At 34.7% G+C, this 24,141-nt stretch carries 13 protein-coding genes; 9 read left to right on the top strand and 4 right to left on the bottom strand.

Features of this window, described 5'->3' with window-relative positions; translation table 11 throughout:
* Positions 1 to 112: 112 nt before the first annotated feature.
* On the bottom strand, positions 113 to 1,159 hold the full coding sequence (locus H7U19_RS02630) for a GntR family transcriptional regulator (RefSeq protein ID WP_186558323.1): 1,047 nt from the start codon (positions 1,157 to 1,159) through the stop codon (positions 113 to 115).
* 332 nt (positions 1,160 to 1,491) lie between these two features.
* Positions 1,492 to 3,024, bottom strand: a complete 1,533-nt coding sequence (locus H7U19_RS02625) for a sulfatase (protein WP_186558321.1) — start codon at positions 3,022 to 3,024, stop codon at positions 1,492 to 1,494.
* Between the two features lie 457 nt (positions 3,025 to 3,481).
* Between H7U19_RS02625 and H7U19_RS02620 the strand changes: the two genes are divergently transcribed.
* The 9 genes from H7U19_RS02620 (at position 3,482) to H7U19_RS02580 (ending at position 20,235) form a co-directional block, all read left to right on the top strand.
* Entirely contained in the window at positions 3,482 to 6,313 is a 2,832-nt protein-coding gene (locus H7U19_RS02620) for an alpha-L-rhamnosidase (protein WP_186558319.1), read from the top strand.
* A gap of 62 nt (positions 6,314 to 6,375) precedes the next feature.
* Positions 6,376 to 8,043 (top strand): PQQ-dependent sugar dehydrogenase, encoded by a 1,668-nt coding sequence (locus H7U19_RS02615; protein ID WP_186558311.1) that lies wholly within the window; start codon positions 6,376 to 6,378, stop codon positions 8,041 to 8,043.
* A 69-nt stretch (positions 8,044 to 8,112) separates the two neighbouring features.
* Entirely contained in the window at positions 8,113 to 9,150 is a 1,038-nt protein-coding gene (locus H7U19_RS02610) for an L-rhamnose/proton symporter RhaT (RefSeq protein ID WP_186558309.1), read from the top strand.
* Positions 9,151 to 9,173: 23 nt separating this feature from the next.
* Positions 9,174 to 10,025, top strand: coding sequence for an amidohydrolase family protein (locus H7U19_RS02605; RefSeq protein ID WP_186558308.1), 852 nt, complete (start codon positions 9,174 to 9,176; stop codon positions 10,023 to 10,025).
* A gap of 12 nt (positions 10,026 to 10,037) precedes the next feature.
* Positions 10,038 to 10,883, top strand: coding sequence for an SDR family oxidoreductase (locus tag H7U19_RS02600; RefSeq protein WP_186558306.1), 846 nt, complete (start codon positions 10,038 to 10,040; stop codon positions 10,881 to 10,883).
* Between the two features lie 21 nt (positions 10,884 to 10,904).
* Positions 10,905 to 12,302 (top strand): FAD-binding oxidoreductase, encoded by a 1,398-nt coding sequence (locus tag H7U19_RS02595; protein WP_186558304.1) that lies wholly within the window; start codon positions 10,905 to 10,907, stop codon positions 12,300 to 12,302.
* A gap of 439 nt (positions 12,303 to 12,741) precedes the next feature.
* On the top strand, positions 12,742 to 15,870 hold the full coding sequence (locus tag H7U19_RS02590) for a SusC/RagA family TonB-linked outer membrane protein (RefSeq protein WP_186558302.1): 3,129 nt from the start codon (positions 12,742 to 12,744) through the stop codon (positions 15,868 to 15,870).
* 27 nt (positions 15,871 to 15,897) lie between these two features.
* Complete coding sequence (locus tag H7U19_RS02585) at positions 15,898 to 17,397, top strand: RagB/SusD family nutrient uptake outer membrane protein (protein WP_186558300.1); 1,500 nt, start codon at positions 15,898 to 15,900, stop codon at positions 17,395 to 17,397.
* A gap of 75 nt (positions 17,398 to 17,472) precedes the next feature.
* Entirely contained in the window at positions 17,473 to 20,235 is a 2,763-nt protein-coding gene (locus tag H7U19_RS02580; RefSeq protein ID WP_186558298.1) for an alpha-L-rhamnosidase, read from the top strand.
* Positions 20,236 to 20,648: 413 nt separating this feature from the next.
* Here H7U19_RS02580 and H7U19_RS02575 read toward each other — a convergent pair whose 3' ends face one another.
* Positions 20,649 to 22,178, bottom strand: a complete 1,530-nt coding sequence (locus tag H7U19_RS02575; RefSeq protein ID WP_186558291.1) for an arylsulfatase — start codon at positions 22,176 to 22,178, stop codon at positions 20,649 to 20,651.
* Between the two features lie 141 nt (positions 22,179 to 22,319).
* Positions 22,320 to 23,963, bottom strand: coding sequence for a sulfatase (locus tag H7U19_RS02570; RefSeq protein WP_222597366.1), 1,644 nt, complete (start codon positions 23,961 to 23,963; stop codon positions 22,320 to 22,322).
* Positions 23,964 to 24,141: the final 178 nt, after the last annotated feature.

Raw genomic sequence — 24,141 nt, 5'->3', positions numbered from 1 at the left:
AAACAAAAAACTCAACTAATGGCACACTAAGATTATTTTGTGGAAGACAATCCTAATTTAAACCAAATAATTAAGTTTTATTTATAGTTAAATAAAAGTCTGAAACTATTATTTAAGCAGACGCTCTCTGAATAAAATTGAAAGGTACTTTATACTTCCCTCTTTCCTTGTTTAAAATCATTTTGGCAGCTATGTCTCCCATAACATTGTAATCTGTAGTTACAACCGAAATTCCAAAAAGATTTTTAAGAGGTGTGTCGTTATAAGAAATAACGCCAATATCTTCTCCAAGTTTAAATTCTTTTTCTCTTGCTTGTTCTACAAAAGTGACTAACTCCGACTCTTCGATAATAATGAATAAATCTCCTTTATTGATGGTCATGTCATCAGATACTTCATCTATGACCTCAAAATCAAATTGATGTGTGTCACAAAATTTTCTAAAGCCATGAAAAATCCTTCTAGGATAGGGGTAAATTGATTCTTGGGGATAAACTAATATTATTTTTTGGTATTTGCTTAATATGTGCAATCCTTCTGATAATGCGCCATAAATATCCTTCTCGAAATCTTGATATACTGTTATAATTTGATTTTGATTTGATTCTAACGCATTATCCATTAAAATAAGTTTGTTCTCTGGTATCTTCTTTAAGGCATGAGATACTTTTGGAGTCATGCTAGTGTGTTCCAAATTCTCCGTTTTAAAGTGTGGCATAATCACATAATAATCATAAGATAATTTGTGCTTGTCTAGTAGATTTAAAAATAGTGTTTCATCTCCATTATAAATGTGAAGGTCTGCATGTGCATTTTCTCCAATAGAATCTGCAAAGGCATTATAAATTTTCATTTTATAATCACTTAGCTTATTAATTAAAAACAAAATATTAACCTTAGATATAAGTTCTGTTCTGGCTATATAAAACCCTTTACCTCTTATAGAAGAAATTACATTGCGCTCTTTTAGAATGTTGTATGCTTTTTCAACTGTATCACGAGACACAAATAAATTTTCACTAAAACTGTTGATTGATGGAATTTTTTGATCCATAACTAAATTTCCAACGGAAATATTATGAATTATAGATTTAACAATTTGCTCATATTTAGACTCTCTTGAATAGTCATCAATTTTAATAAGTTCTGCTATTTCCATTTTAGTAAAATTTAAAAAGTAAGAGTGTTAGTAAATAGTTGGTAAACGTGTTACATGCCAGTAAACACCGTATACTACAATATTATAATGTTCTTGCTTTTTTTTTAAGGAGATATGTTTTTGATAGGGGGATAAATGGGCCTTTTACAGGGGTAAATGTTTTTAATTTAGGGGGTAAATGTATATATCCGGACTGCCTTTATAAGCAAAAAGTTAAATTGAATAGGAGTCTTTTTGAGTAGAAATCAACTAGTACAACTATTCATAATAGTTAAGAAGTTGTGAATTTTATTCACTACATATACTATGAAACAGAACAAGTAAAAAGTTATTTAATTGACTTCTACCCTTTTTACACCTTTATACCCCCCGGATTGTATACCTATGGTTTCAGGAGCGAATTTAGAAGAGTCAAATGTCGTATTCGGGATAGGTATTACAGCATTAGATTCAGCTATACTATTTTCAATTATTTTATCCAGTTCTATTATTTTTTCAGGGTATAATTTTGAGAGATCATTATGTTCTCCAATATCCCATTTTAAGTTGTAGAGTCGATAAGCATGTTTAAAATCTTTACCTAAATGAAAAATTCGAATTAACTTCCAATCTCCAGAACGAACCGAAATTGAAGCTGGCAACCAATCCGGCACCTTTGGTTGATGAGGAAAAAATGTAATAATTCCGTCTCTTTCAATGGTTTTTCCTTTTAAGGTAGGTGTTATATCCATACCATCAATAATATGATCTTTGGGAAGAGGTATATTTGCTAGATTCAAAAGTGTTGGATAAAAATCGGTAGATTGGATTATTTGGTCCGATTTAGTTTTAGGCGTTGTTACACCCGGACAAGAAATAATAGTTGGCACCCTAATACCGCCTTCGTACATGGTTGCTTTTCCACCTCGCAGAGGTCTATTACTTGTTGGTGGAGTAATATATTTTTCTCCAGAAGGCAATACGTCTGTAATGCCGTTGTACATGTTTCCTCCGTTATCACTTGTAAAAACAATAATGGTATTATTTGCAATGCCTAGTCTGTCAATCTCATCCAGCAACCTTCCTACAGCTTGATCCAAAGAATGTACCATAGCGGCGTATGTGGAAGAGTGCTGTAAGTCTGTAAGGTCCACTTTAGAACTATAATATGTTTTTAAAGTTTCTTTTGCATCAAAAGGGGCATGCACAGAAAATTGCCAATAATTCATAAAAAACGGCTTAGACTTATCTACATGTCTTAACCAAGAAACAGCTTCATCTGCCATTCTATCCTCTATGTGTTCTTTGGGATATTTTTCTTTAAAATTTGGGTATTTCCAAGGCGCTACAAAACTTCCTGCAGGCCCAGGACCGGGCCAATGTGGGATGTCAACATCAAAGCCATGTTGCAAAGGCGAATAGGGTTCGCTCCCTAAATGCCATTTTCCAAAATGTGCCGTAGAATAGCCTGCTTTTTTAAATTGCTTTACCAGAGTGGGTAGTTTATTGTCTAATCGGGATACTGATACACAATTCACTGCTTTATTCCCGCTATTTGGGTTTTCTTCAAGTGATGCCTTTAGCACTACTTTTTTTAGGTGTGCGGTTGGCGCAGTAATACCTGTACGCAAAGGTGTTTGTCCTGTTAAGATACTAGACCTTGTTGGAGAGCACAAAGGGCTTGCAGAGTAGGCATTGGTGTAGGTCATACCTCGTGACGCTAATCGTTCTAAATTTGGCGTTTCGTAGAGTTTAGTTTTTCCGTATAATGTGACATCACTCCACCCCAAATCATCGGCCAAAATAAACACAACATTTGGCTTATTTTGTGCATAAGCATTTACAGTTAAGAGTAATGGGAATAGTAAAAAAAACAGGTATTTCATTATGCTTTTTTTAAATTGAAACTAAATCCATTTATTGATTTAGGTAATTTAACTGTAACAATATTAATGTAAATCTAATGAAAAAGCATCCTGTTGCTTCTGTGAAAAGAACATGATTTTTGCTTTTCAATTTAGATGAAAATTTAATCCTGAAAGTTTCAAATCTTAAATATTACTAACATCAAAATTTAAGTGGTTCACAAAATATTTTAAAAAAAACATCAGTTGCGTTTGTTCAGTTAAAACATTCCATTTCATGGTTAATGTATAGTTTGTAATTTGTTGGTTTTCTTTAAGTTTTATAGCAGTTTTCCTCTTTTTCTAAGTATCAAAAAGTACCTGTTTACATAAACTCCCAACAGAAACGACAGGATGCAAAAATCTATTTTTAGTAATAAGTTTGTTGCACTACAATTACTTCTTAGTGACGCTTTAGTATTCAAATTAAAAAAGATAAATGAAAAAAATAGTACTCATATTTCTGTCTATAATTCTGATTCATTCCTGTTCAAAAAAAGCAGAGAATAACATATCAATAAACAAAACAACTGTTAATTATTTTGAGAGTCCATTAGGTATTGATGATGCAAATCCTAGTATAAGTTGGACAATGTCGTCAAACGAAAGAAACAAAAAACAAACGGCTTACCAAATTAAAGTAGCTAGCTTAAAAGAATCACTGAACACAGATGATAACATACTCTGGGATTCTGGAAAATTATTGTCAGGGCAAAACTCACAAGTACGCTATGCAGGTAAAGCATTGCAATCTGGACAACACTGCTATTTTAAAGTGAGAGTTTGGGATGAAAACGATGTTGCTTCGGCTTGGAGCGAAGTAAACATATGGACTATGGGTTTGCTAAAAAAATCTGACTGGAAAGCAAAATGGATTGGTTATAAAACAACTGATAAAAATAAAAAGGACACACTACATCTACCGCCTCCGCCGTATTTAAGAAAATCATTTACCACCAAAGCTAAAATAAAGAATGCAACGCTTTACGTAACCGCACTTGGTGCTTTTGAAATGTCTTTGAATGGCGAAAAAATAGGGAAAGATTTATTAGCGCCTGGTTGGAGCGACTACAACAAGCGTATTTATTATAAAACCTACAATGTAACTTCTCATTTAACTGAGGGGAAAAACACCATAGGAGCTATATTAGGAGATGCTTGGTATGCAGGGTATGTTGGCCCAAAAGTATTATCAAAACCTAGAAATAGAGAATTATATGGTTTACACCCTGGGTTACTTTCTCAACTAGAAATTGAATATGATAATGGCGAAAAAGATATTATAACTTCTGATGAAAGCTGGAAGGCGAATGAAGGGCCTTTTATTTATGCCGATTTACTTATGGGAGTAGCCTATAACGCTAATTTGGAACTCCCAAATTGGAATACTACTAACTATGATGATACAGATTGGAACCCTGTTTTTATTCACGAAGGGACAGAAGGTGTTATTCAGGCATATCCTGGGAATAGCATACAGGTATATGATGAAATTGAACCTATTGAAATTACTGAGCCTAAAAAAGACACATACATTTTTAACTTAGGTCAAAACTTTGCAGGACATGCAAGACTACAAGTTTCAGGGGATAAAAATGACACCATTGTTATCCGTTTTGGGGAAAGGCTACATGATGATGGCAGATTAATGACTGAAAATTTAAGGTTTGCACGTGCTACAGACACCTATATTTTAAAAGGCGAAGGCACAGAAATATGGGAACCTAAATTTACCTATCATGGTTTTCAATATGTTGAGGTTACAGGCCTCAAAGCAAAACCTAATAAAAAGACAATTACGGGTATCCCTTTTGGGTCATCAATTCCATTTGAAAGTTCATTTACTTCTTCTGATGAGGTTTTAAATAAAATGTATCAAAATGTTCTATGGACACAGCACTCTAATTTTATGGAAGTGCCTACAGATAGTCCGCAACGCGATGAGCGTTTAGGGTGGCTCGGAGATGTACAGATTTTCTCTAGGTCTGCACTTTATAATGCCAACATAGGTGCATTTAATGCAAAATGGTTCGCAGATGTTCGTGATGCGCAGTATGATAATGGACTCTATGCTGTTTTTGCGCCTCGACCTTACCCTAAATTGGTTTGGTTTTCTCCAGGATGGATGGAGGCTGGTGTAATGGTTCCTTATAATACTTACAAATTTTACAACGACACAAAAGTTATAGAAAACCATTATGAATCTATGACCCGATTCATGGATTATCACATAGAAAAAAGTAAAGTAGATAAATTTTACCCAGAGCATTCATGGCCAGAAGCAAGACCTGAAGGTGGTTTTGGAGATTGGTTGTCTATGACTGAAAAGCATCTTTCACATGATATACTTGCATCTATGCATTATCAATATGCGTTAAAGATTATGTCTGAAATGAGTGGTGCTATTGGCAAACAAGAAAAGGCAGACTATTATAAGGCATTATATAACGAATCGGTTAGTGCATTTATAAAGCACTATATAGATGAAGATGGAAAGTTTCAAATAGATGAAGCTGTTTACGGAGAAGCGAAAGGTTATTTTGAAGGCGAAAGAGGATTTACAGGTCACACACAGTCAGCGTATGCAACAGCTATTTATTTTGATTTACTACCTCCTGAACTAAAAGAAAAAGCAGGAAAACATCTTGTAGATTTATTAGCTGAAAACAATAATTTACCATCTTCAGGTATTTTAGGTATTAGGCAATTATTACCAGCATTATCTTCTATTGGACGCTCCGATTTAGCTTACGAAATTCTGTTAAAAAAGGACTATCCTAGTTGGGGCTTCCAAGTAAAAAATGGTGCTACAACAATTTGGGAACGATGGAATAGTTACACTCCGGAAGATGGTTTTAATGGAGAAATGAATGCCAAAATGAACTCTTTTAATCACTATGCCTTCGGTGCCTTTTCACAATTCTTATTTAGTGATATTGCAGGCATTAATACAAAAGGTGCTGGTTTTAATGACATAGTAATAAAGCCAAAACTAGGTAATATGACGTTGACTGATGTTAACGCAAAATACGCTTCCATTAATGGAGACATTGTTTCTTCTTGGTCGATTGATGGTTCCAATTTTAATTTAAAAGTAGAAATACCAGTAAATACTAAAGCTTCTGTTTACATACCATCTAAAGAAGGAAGTGTTGTATCTGAATCTGGTAGCGAAATCGATTCAAAACTTATAAAGTTCGTAAAACAAGAAGGAGACTATAAGGTGTATGAAATTGGGTCAGGAAGCTACAAGTTTCAATCTGAAATATAATTTTTATTTCTAAGAGGTTGAACAACATTAAGACAGTGTTTAAAACAAAATTCTTCTACATTTTGCTATTAGCAGTAGTGCTTTGCAACTGTAAATCGGAGCCAAAACATGAATATGGTAGTACAATAAGTATTAACACAGAGGATATACAAAATGGAAAACTAATTTTTGAGCAAAAATGTAGTCACTGCCATAATTTTAAAAAGGACGCAATAGGGCCTAACCTAAGTGGTATTACAAAAGAGGTTAGTGAAGCCTGGATAAAAGAATTTATTAAGAATCCATTTAAGATGATATCTCAAAAGGATCCCAGGGCAAAAGCTTTACATCAAAAATATAAAACATTTATGCCGGAGTTTTCATATTTATCCGAAAAGGAATTTGACGAACTTCTAAGTTATATGAATTCTTATTTAAAGAAGAAAGCGTCTGGTAATAATAATTTCGAAGACGTTATAGACAATCCAATTAAAGACACACTTGTGAATTCCAAAGATAACGCTCATATAGAGTTTGTAGCACAAGTACCTGCTTCTTCGAAAAACGGTCAGTTGGCTCGAATAAATAAGTTGGCATGTACTACTAATTCCGGGCGGGTTTTTATCAACGATTTAAGAGGAATGCTTTATGAATTGAAGGATAATAAGCCAAAACTGTATGCTTCAATATCTAGATATCATAATAGCTTTATACATGAACCAGGATTAGGTACAGGGTTTGGGAGCTTTGCTTTTCATCCAGATTTTTCAGAAAACGGATTATTTTATACTGCACATTCTGAAAAATTACATAAAACGAAGGCTGATTTTTCACTTCCGGACAGTATTCCCGTAAAACTACAATGGGTCATTAAAGAATGGAAAAGTAAAGACCCTAAAAGTAAAGTCTTTGAGGGTTCAATTCGAGAACTTTTGCGCATTGATTTTGTTACTATAATGCATGGTATTCAGGAAATTACTTTTAATCCACATAGCTCTAAAAATGATTCAGACTATGGGATGTTATACATTGGAGTTGGAGATGGAGGTAGTGTTGCTTATGGTTTTCCAAAAATAGCGTTGCATGGTGGGGCTCAAGTTTGGGGCACAATTTTGAGAATAGATCCTAGTGGTAGTAATAGTGATAATGGTAAATATAGTATTCCAAAAGATAACCCGTTTGTAAATGTAAATAAAAAGAACAAGGAAGTTTGGGCTTATGGATTAAGAAATCCTAATCGAATTAGCTGGAATGAAGAAGGGCAAATGTATGCTAGCGATATTGGGCATAATATAGTGGAGGAAGTAAACATTATAGAACCAGGTAAGTTTTATGGCTGGCCCATTAGAGAGGGCAAATTTTTAGTAGACCCTTATGGAAATCAAAGTTTAGCCTATCCTTTACCGGATAATGATGTCGATTTTGGTGTTACATATCCAATAATTCAATATGATCATGATGATGGTTCAGCTATTAGCGGTGGGTTCTTTTCCAATACTACACCTTTTAAGGGAAAATACATTTTTGGAGATATTCCAGAGGGTACTGTTTATATAGCAGACCCTTCAGAAACCAACACTGAAAAAAGGAATATTAAAAAGTTGAATATAGTTTTTAAAGGTAAGCAAACAGATTTTAGACAGCTTACCAATAAACGTCGTATAGATCTCAGACTAGGTCAAGATTGTGATGGAAACATGTATATGTTTACCAAAGCAGACGGGAAGATTTATAGAATGATTAATGAATAGTGATGAATTTATACGCGCCGTCAAAACCACTTTGCAGTATAAATACCATAAATAGCTAAGTATATGGACATGGCATTTTTAGTAGGTGTATTACTCGTAGCATTGGGAGGAATTTTAGAAGGTCTTTTTTCAATACCAGTTACTAAAGTAAAAACATGGGAGTTTGAGAATATATGGGGTGTTGGGTCGCTCCTAGCACTTCTATTGCTACCATGGCCATTATCTTATTTTTTCGTAGAAGACTTGTCTCAGTTATACACATCTATACCTAATTCAATTTTAATAAGTGTTGTGTTATGTGGTTTTGCTTGGGGAATAGGGGGTATCTATTGGGGGCGTGCAATTGCAACATTGGGGATGGCTCTGGGAGTTTCTATACTTATGGGACTCATTAATGTTTTCGGTTCAATTGTACCTCTGTCTGTTTTTGAGCCTAACAAAATATTTACTCTAGGTGGTGGTATTTTAATATTAGCTGTTCTTATAATGATTGTAGGGATAATTATAATATCAATTGCTGGTAAAAAGAAAGAGCTGGCTTTAGGAAAACGAGAAAGTAAAGTAGTAGAAAATAAGAAAACAGGAACATTTCGTTTGGGTTTGATCTTTTGCTTAATCTCTGGTATTCTTTCTTCTGCAGTTAATTTTGCATTTATTATTGGCGCCCCAATAACAGAGGAAGCTTCAAAGATGCAGGTACAAGATTATGCTACTAGTTTTGCTATTTGGAGCCTCGTTTTTACAGCTAATTTTTCAATCAATGTTATTTATGGTTTTTACATGATGCTAAAAAAAGGCACATTAAAAAACTTATCTAAAGGTAGTTTTTCTAGAGAGTGGATAGGTGCAATTTTTATGGGTTTAGCATGGCCTGGAGGTATTATCATTTATGGTATTGGCGCAAATTCCATGGGGCCTTATGGCGCTTATGCAGGTTTTCCAATGATGATATTAGCATCTATTCTAGCAGGGAATTTAGCAGGCGCTTTAGGTGGTGAATGGAAAAACTCTGGAGTAGCACCTCGCCGAATTATGATAACAGGAATTTTAGTATTGTGTTTAGCCTTTTCCCTACTGGGATATTCAACTTATGTGATGAATGGATAAAAGTTTAATATGAAAATAGAACTATGAAAAATTCATCAATAATTGATGCGCATATTCATTTATGGGATATAAAGCATTTAGATTATCCTTGGTTAAATCAATTTCCTAAAATCAATAGAACTTTTTCATTGTCTGATTACAATACTGCCACAGCAGGACAGTCTATTGAAAAAATGATTTTTGTTCAAGCCGAATGCAAACCTTCTCAATTTTTAAAAGAAGTGGAATGGGTTCAAGCACTTTCAGAAAAGGACGAGAGGCTCTCTGCAATAATACCTTGGGCACCTTTACATACAGGAAATGCAGTAGCAGAAGTATTAGAAAAATTTGCAGAAAACCCCAAAATAAAAGGAGTTAGACAATTAATTCAACCCCAAGAAGATGTGAATTTTTGTATTCATCGCGATTTTGTTGAAGCTGTTAATCTCCTAGGAAAAAACAATCTACACTTCGAGTTAACAATAGATCCAAAACACTTTCCTGCTGTTCTAAAACTTGTAGAAAAGTGTCCAGACACAAAACTCATTTTAAACCATATAGGCAACCCAAGTATAGTTAACAAACAACTACAACCCTGGAAGAAACATTTAAAAGCATTTGCTGATTCTGGACCCCACTATTGTAAATTTTCAAATCTAGTCTGCAATGCCGATTTAGAGCACTGGGATATAGATGATTTAAGGCCATATGCGGATATAGTGATTGATATTTTTGGTCCGAAAAAATTAATATGGGGTAGCGATTGGCCTCATGCACTTCGCGCATCTTCTTGGTCCAAATGGTTTAAAACTGCAGTTTCTTTAACAGAAGGATTAAGCGAAGAAAAACGTACTAAAGTTTTTAGAACAAATGCAATTCAGTTTTATAACATATAAATAAAAACAGCTATGAGCAATACATTATATAAAAGCAATCATGAATTTGTTCCGCAAAGGTTTGAAGGTAAAGTTGCCATTGTTACAGGTGGTGCTTCTGGTTTAGGAAGGGCTATTACAGAAGAATTCTGTAAAGAAGGCGGTAAAGTTTTATTTACCGATATAAGCGATTTAGGTAAAATAAAACAGGGCGATGATATTAAAAATAATTACGATACAACATTTTTAATGGGAGACATGGGAGATGAAGCATTTTGCAAAACTACTATAACCGAAACCATAACAAAGTATGGGAGAATTGACTTTTTAATCAATAATGCCTTTTCTTTTACGGCAGCAGGGGTCAATGCTGAAACTAAAGATTGGATGCGAAGTTTTGAAGTAGGGCCATTGGCTTATGCAAGAATGGCACAAGAGGTTTATCCCTACATGAAAAAATCTGGTGGAGGTGCTATTGTGAATATTTCAAGTATTTCTGCTCATATCGCACAAAAAGACAGATGGACTTATAATGCTTCAAAAGGTGCGGTAAACCAATTAACTAAATGTCAAGCTCTAGATTTAGCACCTCATAATATAAGAGTAAATAGTGTAGATCCAGGCTGGATATGGACCCATGAAACAGACAAAGCTTCAAATTTAGATGGAGGTGGTCGAGAAAAATGGGATCCTATTTGGGGACGTTTTCACATGTTAAGACGTATGGGCAAAGCCATAGAAGTTGCAAGACCAGTACTGTTTTTGCTTAGTAATGACGCTTCTTTTATTACTGGCACCCATCTAGCTGTAGATGGAGGTTACCTATCAATAGGGCCCGAAGGCTTAGGAGAAAATACTATAAATGCAGGTTCTCAATAATTCAGAAGTTAGTTTAAGGTTATGATTGAAGAACATATTAAACAAATTATACAGAAACTTGGAGCTGATAAAGTTCTTTTGGGAGCAGGTGTCAAAGAAAGATATGAGCATATATGGGAAATGGACAAACCTTTGCGGGCTAAAGCTGTTGTTTTTCCATTAACAACTCAAGACGTATCAGATATCTTAACAATTTGTCATGAATACCATCAACCTATTGCAGTACATGGAGGATTAACAAATCTTACTGGGAGTACAGAAACTAATGCCGATGAATTAGTCATTTGTATGGAAAAAATGAATGTGATTGAAGAGTTCGATTTATCCAGCCGTACAATAACTTTACAATCTGGAGTGATTTTAGAAGCTATACATCAGGAAGTAGAAAAAGAAAACTTATTATTCCCTATGAGTTTTGGTGCTCAAGGTTCCGCTCAAATTGGAGGAGTAATTGCAACAAATGCTGGTGGACTTCGTGTTTTTCGATATGGAATGACTAGAAATTTAGTTTTAGGACTGGAAGTAGTACTGGCTGATGGAACCATTATCTCTTCAATGAAAAAAATTATAAAAGATAATTCAGGTTATGATTTAAAACAACTATTTATTGGCTCAGAAGGTACATTAGGAGTAATCACTAAAGCGGTATTAAGGCTTCATCAAAAACCAAAAAGTAGAAATAGTGCATTTGTAGCCATGAACGATTTTGAAAATGTAGTAGCATTTTTGAAATTTATAGATGAAGGCTTAGCAGGAACCCTAAGTGGTTACGAATTATTATGGGAGCGTAATTATAAGGCCATGACCGATCCTTCTACAAATATTTCAAAACCTTTATCCTATGGCTATAAATACTATGTACTTATAGAAAGTTTGGGTAGTGATTATGAAAAAGACCAACAAAGATTAGAATCATTACTAGAAGAAGCTTTAACGAGTGAACTTATTTTAGATGCTGCTTTAGCGCAATCAATGCAACACATAGAGCTGTTTTGGAGAATTCGAGAAGATGTAGATATTTTAGTTTCCCAATGTAACAATGTTCAAAACTTTGACATAAGCCTTCCTGTTTCAGAAATAGGAACTTATGTTGATACTGTTTTTAAGACTTTAAATGAAACATCTGAAGTTGACAACTTTTTCGCCCATGGCCATGTAGCCGACGGCAATATTCATTTTTTAATAAGTAAAGACAACAATACAATAGAACTTACAGATAAAATTAATACTATTATTTATAAGCCATTAACAGCTCTTGGCGGCTCTGTCTCTGCTGAGCATGGTATCGGAACCCATAAAAAGCCTTATCTAAAACTTTGTCGTTCCAAAGAAGAAATACAATTGATGCAATTGCTTAAAACTACAATGGATTCAAGAGGCATTCTAAACAGAAACAAAGTACTTAATTACGAGAATTAAAATACACATAAGTATTATCCAATACTATAACTAATCGCAGATTAAGTTTTAGTATATAAATATTTTTTCTTGGGGTTTGCCGACACTTTATTAATCATATTAAAAAGTCCAAAAATTATATAAAAGTAACCTCTCCTCTATTATAATTACTCTAACACCCAAAAAAAACAAACGAAAGATATATCCTTCAAAATAAATAAGCAACAAATCTACTTAAAATCCCTAATGTATATAACAATGTATTATTTCATGTAATATACTAAGCTCACCCAAACAAATTTATTCTTACAAATATTACATATTAATTTTTATTAAAAATACTACAAATTGTACAGATTCGGCAGGATGGAATTTTCTTTGAAATAATATAGTTTTACAGCACCAGTTTGATAATAGCGCCAAACGAATAAACTAATTTAAATTAACCAAACTCAAGTAAATGATGAAAAAACAACTTAGGAAAACTCTCAAAAAAGCACTGTTTTTGTGCCTTATTTTAGTATCTCTTGGAATGTATTCGCAGGAGCGTACCGTAACTGGTAATGTTACTTCTGAAGATGGGATGCCATTAACAGGTGTAAATATTGTTCAAAAAGGAACGAAAAACGGTCAAGTAACGGATTTTGACGGTAATTTCACAATAAAGTTAGTGTCTGGTCTTCAAACACTCGTGTTCTCTTATTTAGGTTTTACCACTAAAGAGGTTGAGGTCTCAAGTCAATCCACTATTAATGTTACGTTAACTGAAGATTCGCAGGGTCTTGATGAGGTTGTTGTGGTAGGGTATGGTTCCCAAACTAGAGCTGATTTAGTTGGTTCCGTAGGGTCAGTTAAAGGAGATGATATTGCCAAAATGCCAGTTCCAACTTTTGATATGGCGCTTCAAGGTCGTACAGCTGGATTAAACATTACCAACACATCTAGTGAACCTGGTGGAGAAGTTACCATTAGAATTAGAGGTAATAACTCCATATTAGGAAATAATGCACCTTTAATTGTTATAGACGGTTATCCAATGCCTACAGGAAGCGAAGCTAGTGCTGCAGGAGCAGGAGATGGTAACCAAACCTCCTCTAACCTTTTAAGTTTTTTGAACCCTGCAGAAATAGAATCTGTTGAGGTTCTTAAAGATGCGTCGTCAACAGCTATTTATGGTTCTCGTGGTGCAAATGGTGTAATCATTGTTACTACAAAAAAAGGGAATTACGAGCAGGCTACTCAAATTAATTTAACTGCAGAAACTGGATTTAGTGACATTAAAGATTTTCCAGAAGTTTTAGATGGACCAACGTATGCTGAATGGAGAAATGAAGTAGCTACTATAAACAATACGCCTATACTGTTTGACGGGGTTGATAGGCCCTTGCCTGAAAACGCATCGACCACAGATTGGTTGGATAGAATTTTGAGAACAGCGATGACCAACAGATATCAACTTACTATATCTGGAGGCGGAAATAAGTCAAGATATTTCTTATCGGCTAATTACTTGAAAAATGAAGGAATTGTACAATATACAGATTTTTCTAGAGGTAATATCAGGCTAAATGTAGATAACAACCTTACTGACCGTTTAACAACTAGTACATCTGTAAACTATGTGCGCTCGCAAAATAATAGATCTGGAGAAGGATCTGGTTCCATCATAAATTCAGGATCTGTTTTTTCAGCTTACAAAAACGCTCCAACAGCAACTCCTGATGACCCTATCGACGAAGGTGATGGTACGAGCAATTTTTTTACGGACCCTTTGGTAGAATTAAGAGACACAAGGAATGAAACTTATAATGAGAATTTAATCTTAAGCATCTTAACAAAGTATAAAATAACAGAAAATTTAACTTTTAACCTTTCAACTGGTACGAATAGCTCAAACAGTAGAAGAGAAGTTTATTTCCCTAAAACAACTAGGCAAGGACAATTACGTAATTCTAGGGCTGTTTATAACGTTAGTAGCAATCGTAATTATTTAATTGAATCTTATTTATCCTACAACAAGGCATTTGAGAAAAGTAATTTTGATGTAACCGGAGGGTATTCTTATCAAATTGATAATACACGCCGTTTAAATACTATCGTAGATGATTTTCCAGTTGATAACTTAGAGACCGATAATGTTGGTCTGGGTTTAGACCCTATTATACCTACAAGTTCTAGGATTGAAAGAATTTTATCTTCTTACTACGCTAGATTTAACTATAACTACGATAAAAAATATTACTTATCATTAACAGCTCGTGCAGATGGCTCCAGCGTTTTTGCTGAAAACAAAAAATGGGGATATTTCCCTTCTATAGGTGTGGGCTGGACTCTATCTAATGAAGATTTTCTAAAAGAATTAGAAACCGTGTCTAACTTGAAGTTTAGAGCGAGTTATGGTATTACAGGTTCCCAATCTATAGCACCATTGCAGTCTTTAACCCTTTTGGGTACAGCGAATGCCGTATATGGAGATAATCTATATTCTGGTTTAGCACCTGTAAGAATTGGAAATCCAGATTTAGAATGGGAAAAGACAAAGCAGTTTAACATTGGATTGGATGCAGGGTTTCTAAAAAACAGATTTAATGCTTCTATAGACTATTACACTAAAACTACAGACGATTTATTATTAAATTTCCCACTTCCAAATTCAGCTGGAATCAACTCTCTTACTGCCAATGCTGGTAGTATTGAAAACAAAGGATTTGAAATCGTATTAGGAGGTTATATTGTAGACAATAAGAACTTTAAGTGGAACACTAATTTTAACTGGAGTAATAACAAAACAACAGTTGTTAGCCTTGGGGATAACGATGCAGATATTTTTGGCCCTGGACCTGCCACAAATATTGTAACAGACCCTACAAACGTTATGCGAGTAGGTGAGCCATTTGGTGCTTTATATGGATATAAGGTAATTGGTTTATTACAAGAAAGTGATTTTGATACTTCTGGTACAGCAACGGTTCCAACACTCGGCGGACAGGCTCCCGGCCAATATAAATTCCAAGATATAAGTGGTCCAGATGGAGTTCCCGATGGTATCATAAGTGGTTTAGATAGGGGTATTATAGGTGATACAAATCCAGATTATATTTTTGGTTGGAACAACGATTTTACTTATAAAAATTTCACTTTAAGTGTGTTTATTCAAGGTTCTGTTGGGAATGATCTTATGAATCTCAATAACTCTTTTATGGGCACAGGTAGAATTGTAAATAATGCTTTTAAAGATTGGTATGACAACCGATGGACCCCTGATAACCCTACAAATGATATTCGCTACCCTAATTACACTGGAGGCAATGGAGGTTTCTTTGCACCTAACTCTGCTACTATAGAAGATGCGTCATACGTAAGGTTGAAAAATGTAAGTATTGGTTACAATATTCCTTTAACTAAAATTAAAGAAATATCGTCTGCAAGGATTTATGTAACAGGAACCAATCTACTAACATTTACGGACTATTCAGGATTTGACCCAGAGGTCAATATTCGCGGTGGTAATAATCTTGCGCAAGGTATTGATTTCGCAACCTATCCAAGAGCTCAAACTTTTACTTTAGGTATAAATATTGGTTTCTAATAATAGTTTAATTTAAATAAAACAATAATGAAAAAATTAAAATATATAATTCTGCTAGCTGGTCTTGTAGCTTGTTCTGATTTAGAAGAAGTAGTTTATTCAGAAATCAGCCCATCAAATTATTATCAAAATGAAGAAGAGGCCCAAGTGGCAGTGACCTCAATTTATAATTCATTTAACAGATTTATTAGTCTCTATGATTTTGGCTTATCATCCTTGGCTGTTGTCCCTTCACCAAAAATTCAATCTAAAGTGAGTTGGAGGAGAAAATGGGCTAATTATACTACTGATGCTACAGATGCTATTTCTTTGCCTCGTGTTTGGAATCCCTTTTATCGAGGTATTTTTAGATCTAATGTCGTTATTTCAGAATTAGAAGGGCGAGAATTTATAAGTGAAGAAGAAACAGCGCGAAAAGAAATAATTGCTGAAGCCAAATTTTTAAGATCATGGTCTTTTTTTAATCTGGTTCAACTTTTTGGCGCTGTTCCAATGCCCTTAAAGCCTGCTATTACTGCTGAAGAGGCGCAACTTCCTAGGACACCAATAGCAGAAGTATACCAACAAATTATTTTAGATTTACAAGAAGCTGAAATGGACTTGCCTAGCGATAAGAGAGGTGCAACTCAAATAGGGCGACCTATTCAGGCTACAGCTAAGTTTTTACTTGCAAAAGTATATTTAACTATGGCAGGTTTCCCTTTACAGGATGCGAATGCTATGGCATTGGCAAAGACTAAAATACAAGAAGTCATTGATTTAGAAGATACACCCCAAGGATACAAACTATTAGAAAGCTATGCAGATGCTATTTGGGTAGAAAATAACGATGAGCGTATATTTGCTATCCAACAAACACAATCTGCAACACGTCAAGGCACTGCTTTTGGACATGTTTGGGGGTCTCGAAATAGGATACTTACTAGCCCTGGCCTTGGTCAACGCCATGGTGGATTTACAATGGACTTTTACAATTCTTTTGATGCTACAGATACGCGTAGAGATGTTACTATGGCATACTCTTATGTAGATAGAGATGGCATTACACGTACCTATGGGGACGGCTTCTATCCTGAGCGCGAAGGTATATATCAAAATAAGTATGTAGACCTTGATCAAAATGCAGTTGATGGTGATCCAGATATGATTGTTTATAGATATTCCGATGCACTACTCATGGCTGCTGAAATTGAGAATAGTTTAAATGGTCCAACAGCTATAGCCTATGGTTATTTAAACAGAGTAAGGTCTAGAGCACAAGCAACTGATGCCCCAGATGGTATGACGCAAGAAGAATTTGCTGAATATGTATATGAAGAACGTTATAAAGAGCTTTCTTTTGAATTTCAGGAAATCTATGACATTAGAAGGTTAGGTAAAGTAGAAGAAGTTTTATCACAACATCCTGAGAATGTTACATGGTCTCCAACAAATACAGCATATAGCCCAAATTTTAATTTGTGGCCTATACCTGTAAGTGAAATTAATAACAACCCTGAAATCCTTGAGAATAACCCCGGATGGTAATAGTTTTGAGTTAGTTTTAGTTTTGAAAGGCTACTGAAAAGTAGCCTTTTTTATAGTTTAAAAAAGTTTTGTTTTATGAAAATTACAGTTATCCTTTTTCAGCTAATTACTCTTTTTACAGGTATTTATAATGTGCCGAATGACAAAGGATCATTAAATATTAATAGATTAAGAACAGAGTATCTTGAGAATCCTAAGGGAATTGATGTTTTAAACCCTCGATTTAACTGGATTTTAAAAGGAGAAGGGAGAGATAGATACCAAACGGCTTATAGAATATTAGTGTCATCCTCTGAAAAAAAGCTAAATCAAAACCAAGGAGATATATGGGATAGTGGAAAAATCACATCTAATATTACCAATCAAGTTGAATATGATGGCATTTCTTTAACATCGAATACTACGTATTACTGGAAAGTAAAGGTTTGGGATGAATCTAATACAGAATCTAGTTGGAGCGAAACAGCTTACTGGTCCATGGGCTTACTAAAATTTTCAAATTGGAAAGGGCTTTTCATTGGCCATGATGTAGGATATGATAAAACAGATAAATACGATAGTTTATACTTACCGCCTGCAAGATATCTACGCAAGTCTTTCACTCCTAAAAAAAAGATAAAAAAAGCAACAGCATATACTACTGCGTTAGGATTATATGAACTAAGACTAAACGGAAGTAAAGTAGGCGATGATTATTTTGCCCCAGGATGGACAGACTATAACAAGCGTTTGTATTACCAAACGTATGATATTACCAAGTACATCAACGAAGGAGAAAACGTTATAGGTGCTATTATTGCAGATGGTTGGTATGCTGGATACATAGGTTATGGCTTATTTGTTCGGTTAGATAAAGTGCGTGAGTTTTATGGTGTTAATCCATCATTTATGGGGCAAATACATTTAGATTATGAAGATGGCAGTATAGAAATTATTGCTACCGATAGATCATGGAAATCTAATCAAGGCGCTATACGTGAAGCCGATATTTTAATGGGAGAAGTTTACGATGCCACTATGGAAAACACAGGTTGGGATAGCCCAAACTACGATGATGCATCTTGGAAAACCCCCAAAGTATACACCTATCCTAACGGACAATTACAGGTACACCCCAGTAACCTAGTTAAAAATACTGAACGCATAAAACCAATTAGAATTACCGAACCCAAACCCGGTGTTTATGTTTTTGACATAGGGAAAAACATTGCAGGTATACCAGAGTTAAAAGTTAAAGGTCCTAAGGGAACAAAAATTAGACTTAGGTTTGGAGAGATTTTAAAAAGAGATGGCAACATACAAACAGAAAACCTTCGTTTAGCAAGAGCGACAGACACGTATATTCTTAAAGGAGAGGAAGAAGAAGTTTGGCAACCAAAATTCACGTATCATGGGTTTCAATATGTAGAAGTTACTGGTTTTCCTGGTAAACCAACATTAGATGCTATTACAGGTTTAGTTCTAAGTTCTATTAAAACTGATGCGAGTACTTTCAGTTCGTCTAATGCAATGAATAATACGCTTTATAAAAATATAAAAACCACTCAAGAGGCCAATTTTTTTGATATTCCAACCGATTGTCCTCAAAGAGATGAACGTTTAGGGTGGCTTGGAGATGCGCAAACCTACATGCGCTCTGCATCTTTTAATGCCGATGTCGCCTCGTTTATGTCAAAGTTCTTGATAGATGTTGATGATGCCCAACGCTGGTATGGTGCCTATCCTAATTTTGCACCATTTCCGTATTCAAGACCAAATCAATACGCTCCTGCTTGGATGGATGCGGGTATTATCATTCCGTATAACATGTACAAAGTGTATAACGATACTCGAATTTTAGAATACATGTATGCTGGAATGGAGAAGTTTATGGAATTTCAAGCTGATGCAAGTACAGATTTTATTAGGCCCGGTGGTGGGAATAATTGGGGCGATTGGCTATCGGTAAATGAAGCGACAAGTCATGATTTTATTGGTGCTTCTTATTATGGTTATGATGCTAAACTAATGGCTGAAATGGCAGAAGCATTAGGAAAAACCGATGATGCTAAAAAGTATAAAACCTTATTCCAAAGCATAAAAACCGCTTTTGCTAAAAAATACATACTAGAAAACGGACACACTTCTGAAGATACACAAACCACCTACGCTTTAGCTTTATATTTTGATTTATTTCCAGAACAGCTCGCAAAAAAGGGTGCTTCTAGATTAGCAGAAAAAATTGAAAAGAATGGCTTTAAGTTTTCTTCCGGTTTTTTAGGGACAAAACATGTTATGCTCGCTTTATCAAAATACGGTTTCGATGATATCGCTTACAAACTATTTCAGCAAACCGAGTACCCAAGTTGGGGATATTCTGTTGTAAATGGAAGTACGTCTATTTGGGAACGTTGGAATAGTTATACCAAAGACGAATCATCAAATTCAGATCTAAATAGCTCCATGAATTCGTTCAGCCATTACGCCTTTGGGTCTGTGGCAGAATGGATGTTCATTAATGCTGTAGGCATAGACACAGAAGATTCTGGCTATAGAAATATAATTATAAAACCAGCCATAAGTAAAGAGATGAACTTTATAAAAGGGAGTTACAATAGCATTAATGGTACCATATCATCCGCTTGGAATTGGGACAAAAATCATTTAATAATGAATATTGAAATACCAACAAATACAAGTGCTAAAGTATATATACCAACATCACAAGTGTCTAACATTAAGGAAAGTAATATGTCTTTAAAGAAAAACCCAGATATTAAGGTTTTACAGTCAGAAGAAGAATTTACAATACTTAAAGTTGGTTCTGGTAAATATGCATTCAAAATAAAAATTGATTAAGGTGCAATTTAGAGAGGCTATCTATTGTAGCATGGTTTGAAAATGAAAAACATGATTTCCCTATTTTCATTATTAATCCGGCTATGGCTCATTATTGCGATATAGTCTATAGAATTAATAAAAGTTTTGATGCCGGTAATAAAACAGGAAAAATTTATGACAGAGAAGCCATAAAACTGTGGTCTCGTAATTATGAATCTATGATATCCAAAATTTCAACTAAGCAGAGTTCAGAAAAGCCCTAAATATATCTCTTAAAAAAAGTGAATATCTATATTTTTTGCATGTTACCGCAGGATGCATTTTTCTTTTTTTTATTCTACTTTATAGTTATTATTATAATATTTAGTAATTAAGAGTTGTAGTTTTTTTGGGCGAAATTTTTTTTCGCCCTTTTTTATTTTCCACTACCCCTAAAAACTATATTTTTCACTCAATACTTCAGGCATAGCAGAAGGCGTGTACATAACACCTGTGCCACGATCACCTTGTGCTTTGTAATGAGGGTTACCCTCAGTGCTTTCAGGTTGATACCCAGATTCTCCGCTTTCAGTTATCCACCAATTAAGCCATTTTTTTTCCAATTCTAATACTTTGTCTTTATGAATGTTAGACAGATCATTAGTTTCTAAAGGGTCTTTTCTTGTGTTGTATAATTCCCAGCCCTTGTTATCTACTTCAATTAAACTCCATTCAGAAGTGCGAATAGCACGATTATCCATAAACTGAAAGTACATTGGAGCTTCTCGTTTCCATGTTTTTCCTTTTAACAAAGGCAGAAAAGACCGACCTGAAAATGTGGTGGCTTCCGATACTGAAGACGCTTTTGCTACTTCTAAAAATGTTGGCATAAAATCTACTACATTTATCGCTTCAGTATTTATTGTATTCGGTTTTACTATAGATTCTGGCCACCTAACAATTGCTCCAGTCTTTACGCCCCCTGAGTGTTGGCTTATTTTATAAAGCCTTAAAGGGCTAACACTTGCATAAGCCCAACCTGTACCCAGTTGATAGTTGGCACCTACATCCCCAGGCAAAAGGCCTTTTTTGAGTAATACTTTATCAAGCACCGAAAAAGAATCCGTACCATTATCACTTAAAAACAATATTAATGTGTTTTTATCTTGATTGGTGACCTTTAAAGCATCCATTAATTGTCCAATACCTTTATCCATACGTTCTACCATAGCGGCATAAACAGACATTCTTAAGTCCTCTAAATCCATTTGGGCATCTGTTAAAGAACTCCAGTCTGGTAAGTTTTGAGGATAGTCTGGAAGAGGAACTCCATCTGCTATAAGTCCTAAAACTTTTTGTTTTTCTATACGCTGTTTTCTAACTGATTGCCAACCTTTTAAATAAGAACCGCGATATTTCATAATATCTTCCTTAGGAGCTTGCAATGGGTTGTGGGGAGATTGATAACTTAAAAACAAAAAGAAAGGTGCTTTGTTTTGTGCATTATTAGATTTCACAAATTCAACTGCACTTTCAGAAAATGCATCTGTAGAATAAAAATCGTTACCAAAGTCTCCATACTTTTCTTCATTAATCCTATAATCTCTACCGCCTTCAAAATAAGAAGAAAACCCTCCTAAAAACCCAAAGAAATAATCAAATCCTTTTTCATTAGGTGTGTCATTTAAATGCCATTTTCCAATTAAACCTGTTCTATAGCCTTCTTTCTTTAGTTCTTGAGCAATATTAGGACCGTTTTGAGCACCAAAACCTGCTCTAGGCCACCATTTACCAGTTAGCATTGCACTTCTTGAAGCTACACACATACCAGCATTAAAAACATTAGGAAGACGAATGCCTTCAATGGCTAACTTATCAAGAGAGGGCGTATTTATTTCTCCGCCATAACAGCCTAAATCGCTATACCCTAAATCGTCTGCCATAATTACAATAATGTTTGGCGACTCATTTTCTTTTGCCATTTCAGTTTTACAGCCTACCGTAAGACAAATGGCAATAATGAACAAAATATACCGAAATATGAAAATCCTCTTTTTAGAACAAAGAGTATAATAGTGCGGGCATTTTTTTTTCATCGATAGTATTTTTTAAATATATTAGAACTAGATATTTCCCTTAAATGAGGAAAACATGTCTACAAATGGGGTATCTCTAACTTCTTTTTTGGGGTTATAATTTTCATTAACCATTGGCCAATAACGCTCATCTACATTCAGTTTTAACCAACTCATTAACTTGTTAAACATTTTATCTTTAAGTTCTGGGTTTGCTGTTATTAAGTTATTTTTCTCATACGGGTCTTTTTCAATATTGAACAGGTGCAACCTTCCATACCAATCGAAAATAAGTTTATAATCCCCGTCTCTAATTGCAGAATGTGGCGTAAGCGCGAAAGGCTCAAAAGGACTATTGTAAATCACATTAAAAGGGTAATGCCAATAGTGTGTTGTTTTGGTGTAACTATTTTTTTCATTTTTAATATCGGAAAGTACCGGTATTAAACTTTCACCATCAAGATTGTTTTTAGCCACAATATCTTTAGCGTTGTAACCTGCTACATCTAATAAAGAGGGGTAAATATCGGTACAATCCACTGGAACATCTACCCATTTCCCTTCTTGAACCTTACCTTTCCATTTAAAAACCAAAGGCACTCTAATTCCGCCTTCTGTCACACAGGCTTTACCTCCTAAAAAAGGGTCGTTATTAGTCCCTTTATTGTTTGGGGTAACTTCAGCATCAATCCCTCCGTTATCAGACATGAATACAACAAGTGTATTGTCTTCAATATTAAGCTCTTTTAGTTTCTCTAAAATATCTCCAACGGAGCGGTCTAAACTCTTAATCATTGAAGCATAAACTGGGTCGTTATGCCCATTCCAGCCTTTATTTTCTTTATTTTCAAAATGAGCTATTTCGTCTGCTTTACCTTGATAAGGAGTATGTATAGCAAAATGAGAAAAGTATAAGAAAAAAGGTTTATCCTTAATTTTGGCTCTGTCTTCTATAAACTGCAACGCTTGCACAGTAAGGTCGTCTGTTAAATACGTTTCATTAGTTTCTTTTCCTGAGCCACCTATTTCTAGAGCTTCTGGAGCAACCTTTGGAAATGCTTTATTAGTTCTATCATTCCATATTTTTCTCCAATTATAATAGGTAGACCCTCCAGCATCAAACCAAGCTAAAGGCTCAAAACCTTGGTCTTTGGGTTGATATCCTTTAGCGCCAAAGCCCCCAAGGTGCCATTTTCCAATGAAGCCTGAATGATAGTCTTTAAGGGCTTCGGCAATGGACAGTTCATCTCTTCCTCCATCAAGTGCACTGCCTGTTGGAATGGCAGAATTAGAAATTCCGTTAGTGAGTGCTTGCTCAATTTTTATAGGGTCTTTGTGCTCAAAAACATCATGTAAGTAATAGCCGTTAGGGACTTCTTCATTTTGATTGTAATAAGTTGCTCTTGGCGGCATTGCTGTGGTAAAACCTAGCCTCCCTGCATATTTACCTGTTAATATACTTGCTCTTGTAGGCGAGCATAATTGATTTGCATAAGCTTGCGAAAAGGATGTGCCTTCACTAACCAATTTATCAATGTTTGGTGTTTCATAGAACATTTCGTCTGGGTGAGTGCCTGTAAATTTATTAGCATAAGCTTGACTATCCATAATGCCATAATCGTCGGCTAGTATAAAGATAATATTAGGGCGAGACGGGTTTTTATCTTCTGTATTTTCCTTATTTGCTTTCATTTCGCATCCTGTAAAGAATAACGCAAAAAGACAAATACTGCTTAGTTTTAAATATTTCATTGGTTATGATGAAATTAGTGTCTGTTTAGTTTTGTGTTTTGTTAATATTAACATTTTAAAAACTTAATTCTATCTGATTATACACTTTAGTATTTATGCTAAAAGAGGCTTTTGAACC

The sequence above is a fragment of the Hyunsoonleella aquatilis genome, assembly GCF_014270105.1.
GTDB classification, from domain to species: Bacteria; Bacteroidota; Bacteroidia; order Flavobacteriales; family Flavobacteriaceae; genus Jejuia; species Jejuia aquatilis.
This window is presented reverse-complemented; position numbering and strand designations above follow the sequence as displayed.

Bases quoted from the DNA above. Each gene is read 5' to 3' on its own strand.
- H7U19_RS02630 (WP_186558323.1), bottom strand. From the start codon at position 1,159: ATGGAAATAGCAGAACTTATTAAAATTGATGACTATTCAAGAGAGTCT.
- H7U19_RS02625 (WP_186558321.1), bottom strand. From the start codon at position 3,024: ATGAAATACCTGTTTTTTTTACTATTCCCATTACTCTTAACTGTAAAT.
- H7U19_RS02620 (WP_186558319.1), top strand. From the start codon at position 3,482: ATGAAAAAAATAGTACTCATATTTCTGTCTATAATTCTGATTCATTCC.
- H7U19_RS02610 (WP_186558309.1), top strand. From the start codon at position 8,113: ATGGCATTTTTAGTAGGTGTATTACTCGTAGCATTGGGAGGAATTTTA.
- H7U19_RS02605 (WP_186558308.1), top strand. From the start codon at position 9,174: ATGAAAAATTCATCAATAATTGATGCGCATATTCATTTATGGGATATA.
- H7U19_RS02600 (WP_186558306.1), top strand. From the start codon at position 10,038: ATGAGCAATACATTATATAAAAGCAATCATGAATTTGTTCCGCAAAGG.
- H7U19_RS02595 (WP_186558304.1), top strand. From the start codon at position 10,905: ATGATTGAAGAACATATTAAACAAATTATACAGAAACTTGGAGCTGAT.
- H7U19_RS02590 (WP_186558302.1), top strand. From the start codon at position 12,742: ATGATGAAAAAACAACTTAGGAAAACTCTCAAAAAAGCACTGTTTTTG.
- H7U19_RS02585 (WP_186558300.1), top strand. From the start codon at position 15,898: ATGAAAAAATTAAAATATATAATTCTGCTAGCTGGTCTTGTAGCTTGT.
- H7U19_RS02580 (WP_186558298.1), top strand. From the start codon at position 17,473: ATGAAAATTACAGTTATCCTTTTTCAGCTAATTACTCTTTTTACAGGT.
- H7U19_RS02575 (WP_186558291.1), bottom strand. From the start codon at position 22,178: ATGGCAAAAGAAAATGAGTCGCCAAACATTATTGTAATTATGGCAGAC.
- H7U19_RS02570 (WP_222597366.1), bottom strand. From the start codon at position 23,963: ATGAAAGCAAATAAGGAAAATACAGAAGATAAAAACCCGTCTCGCCCT.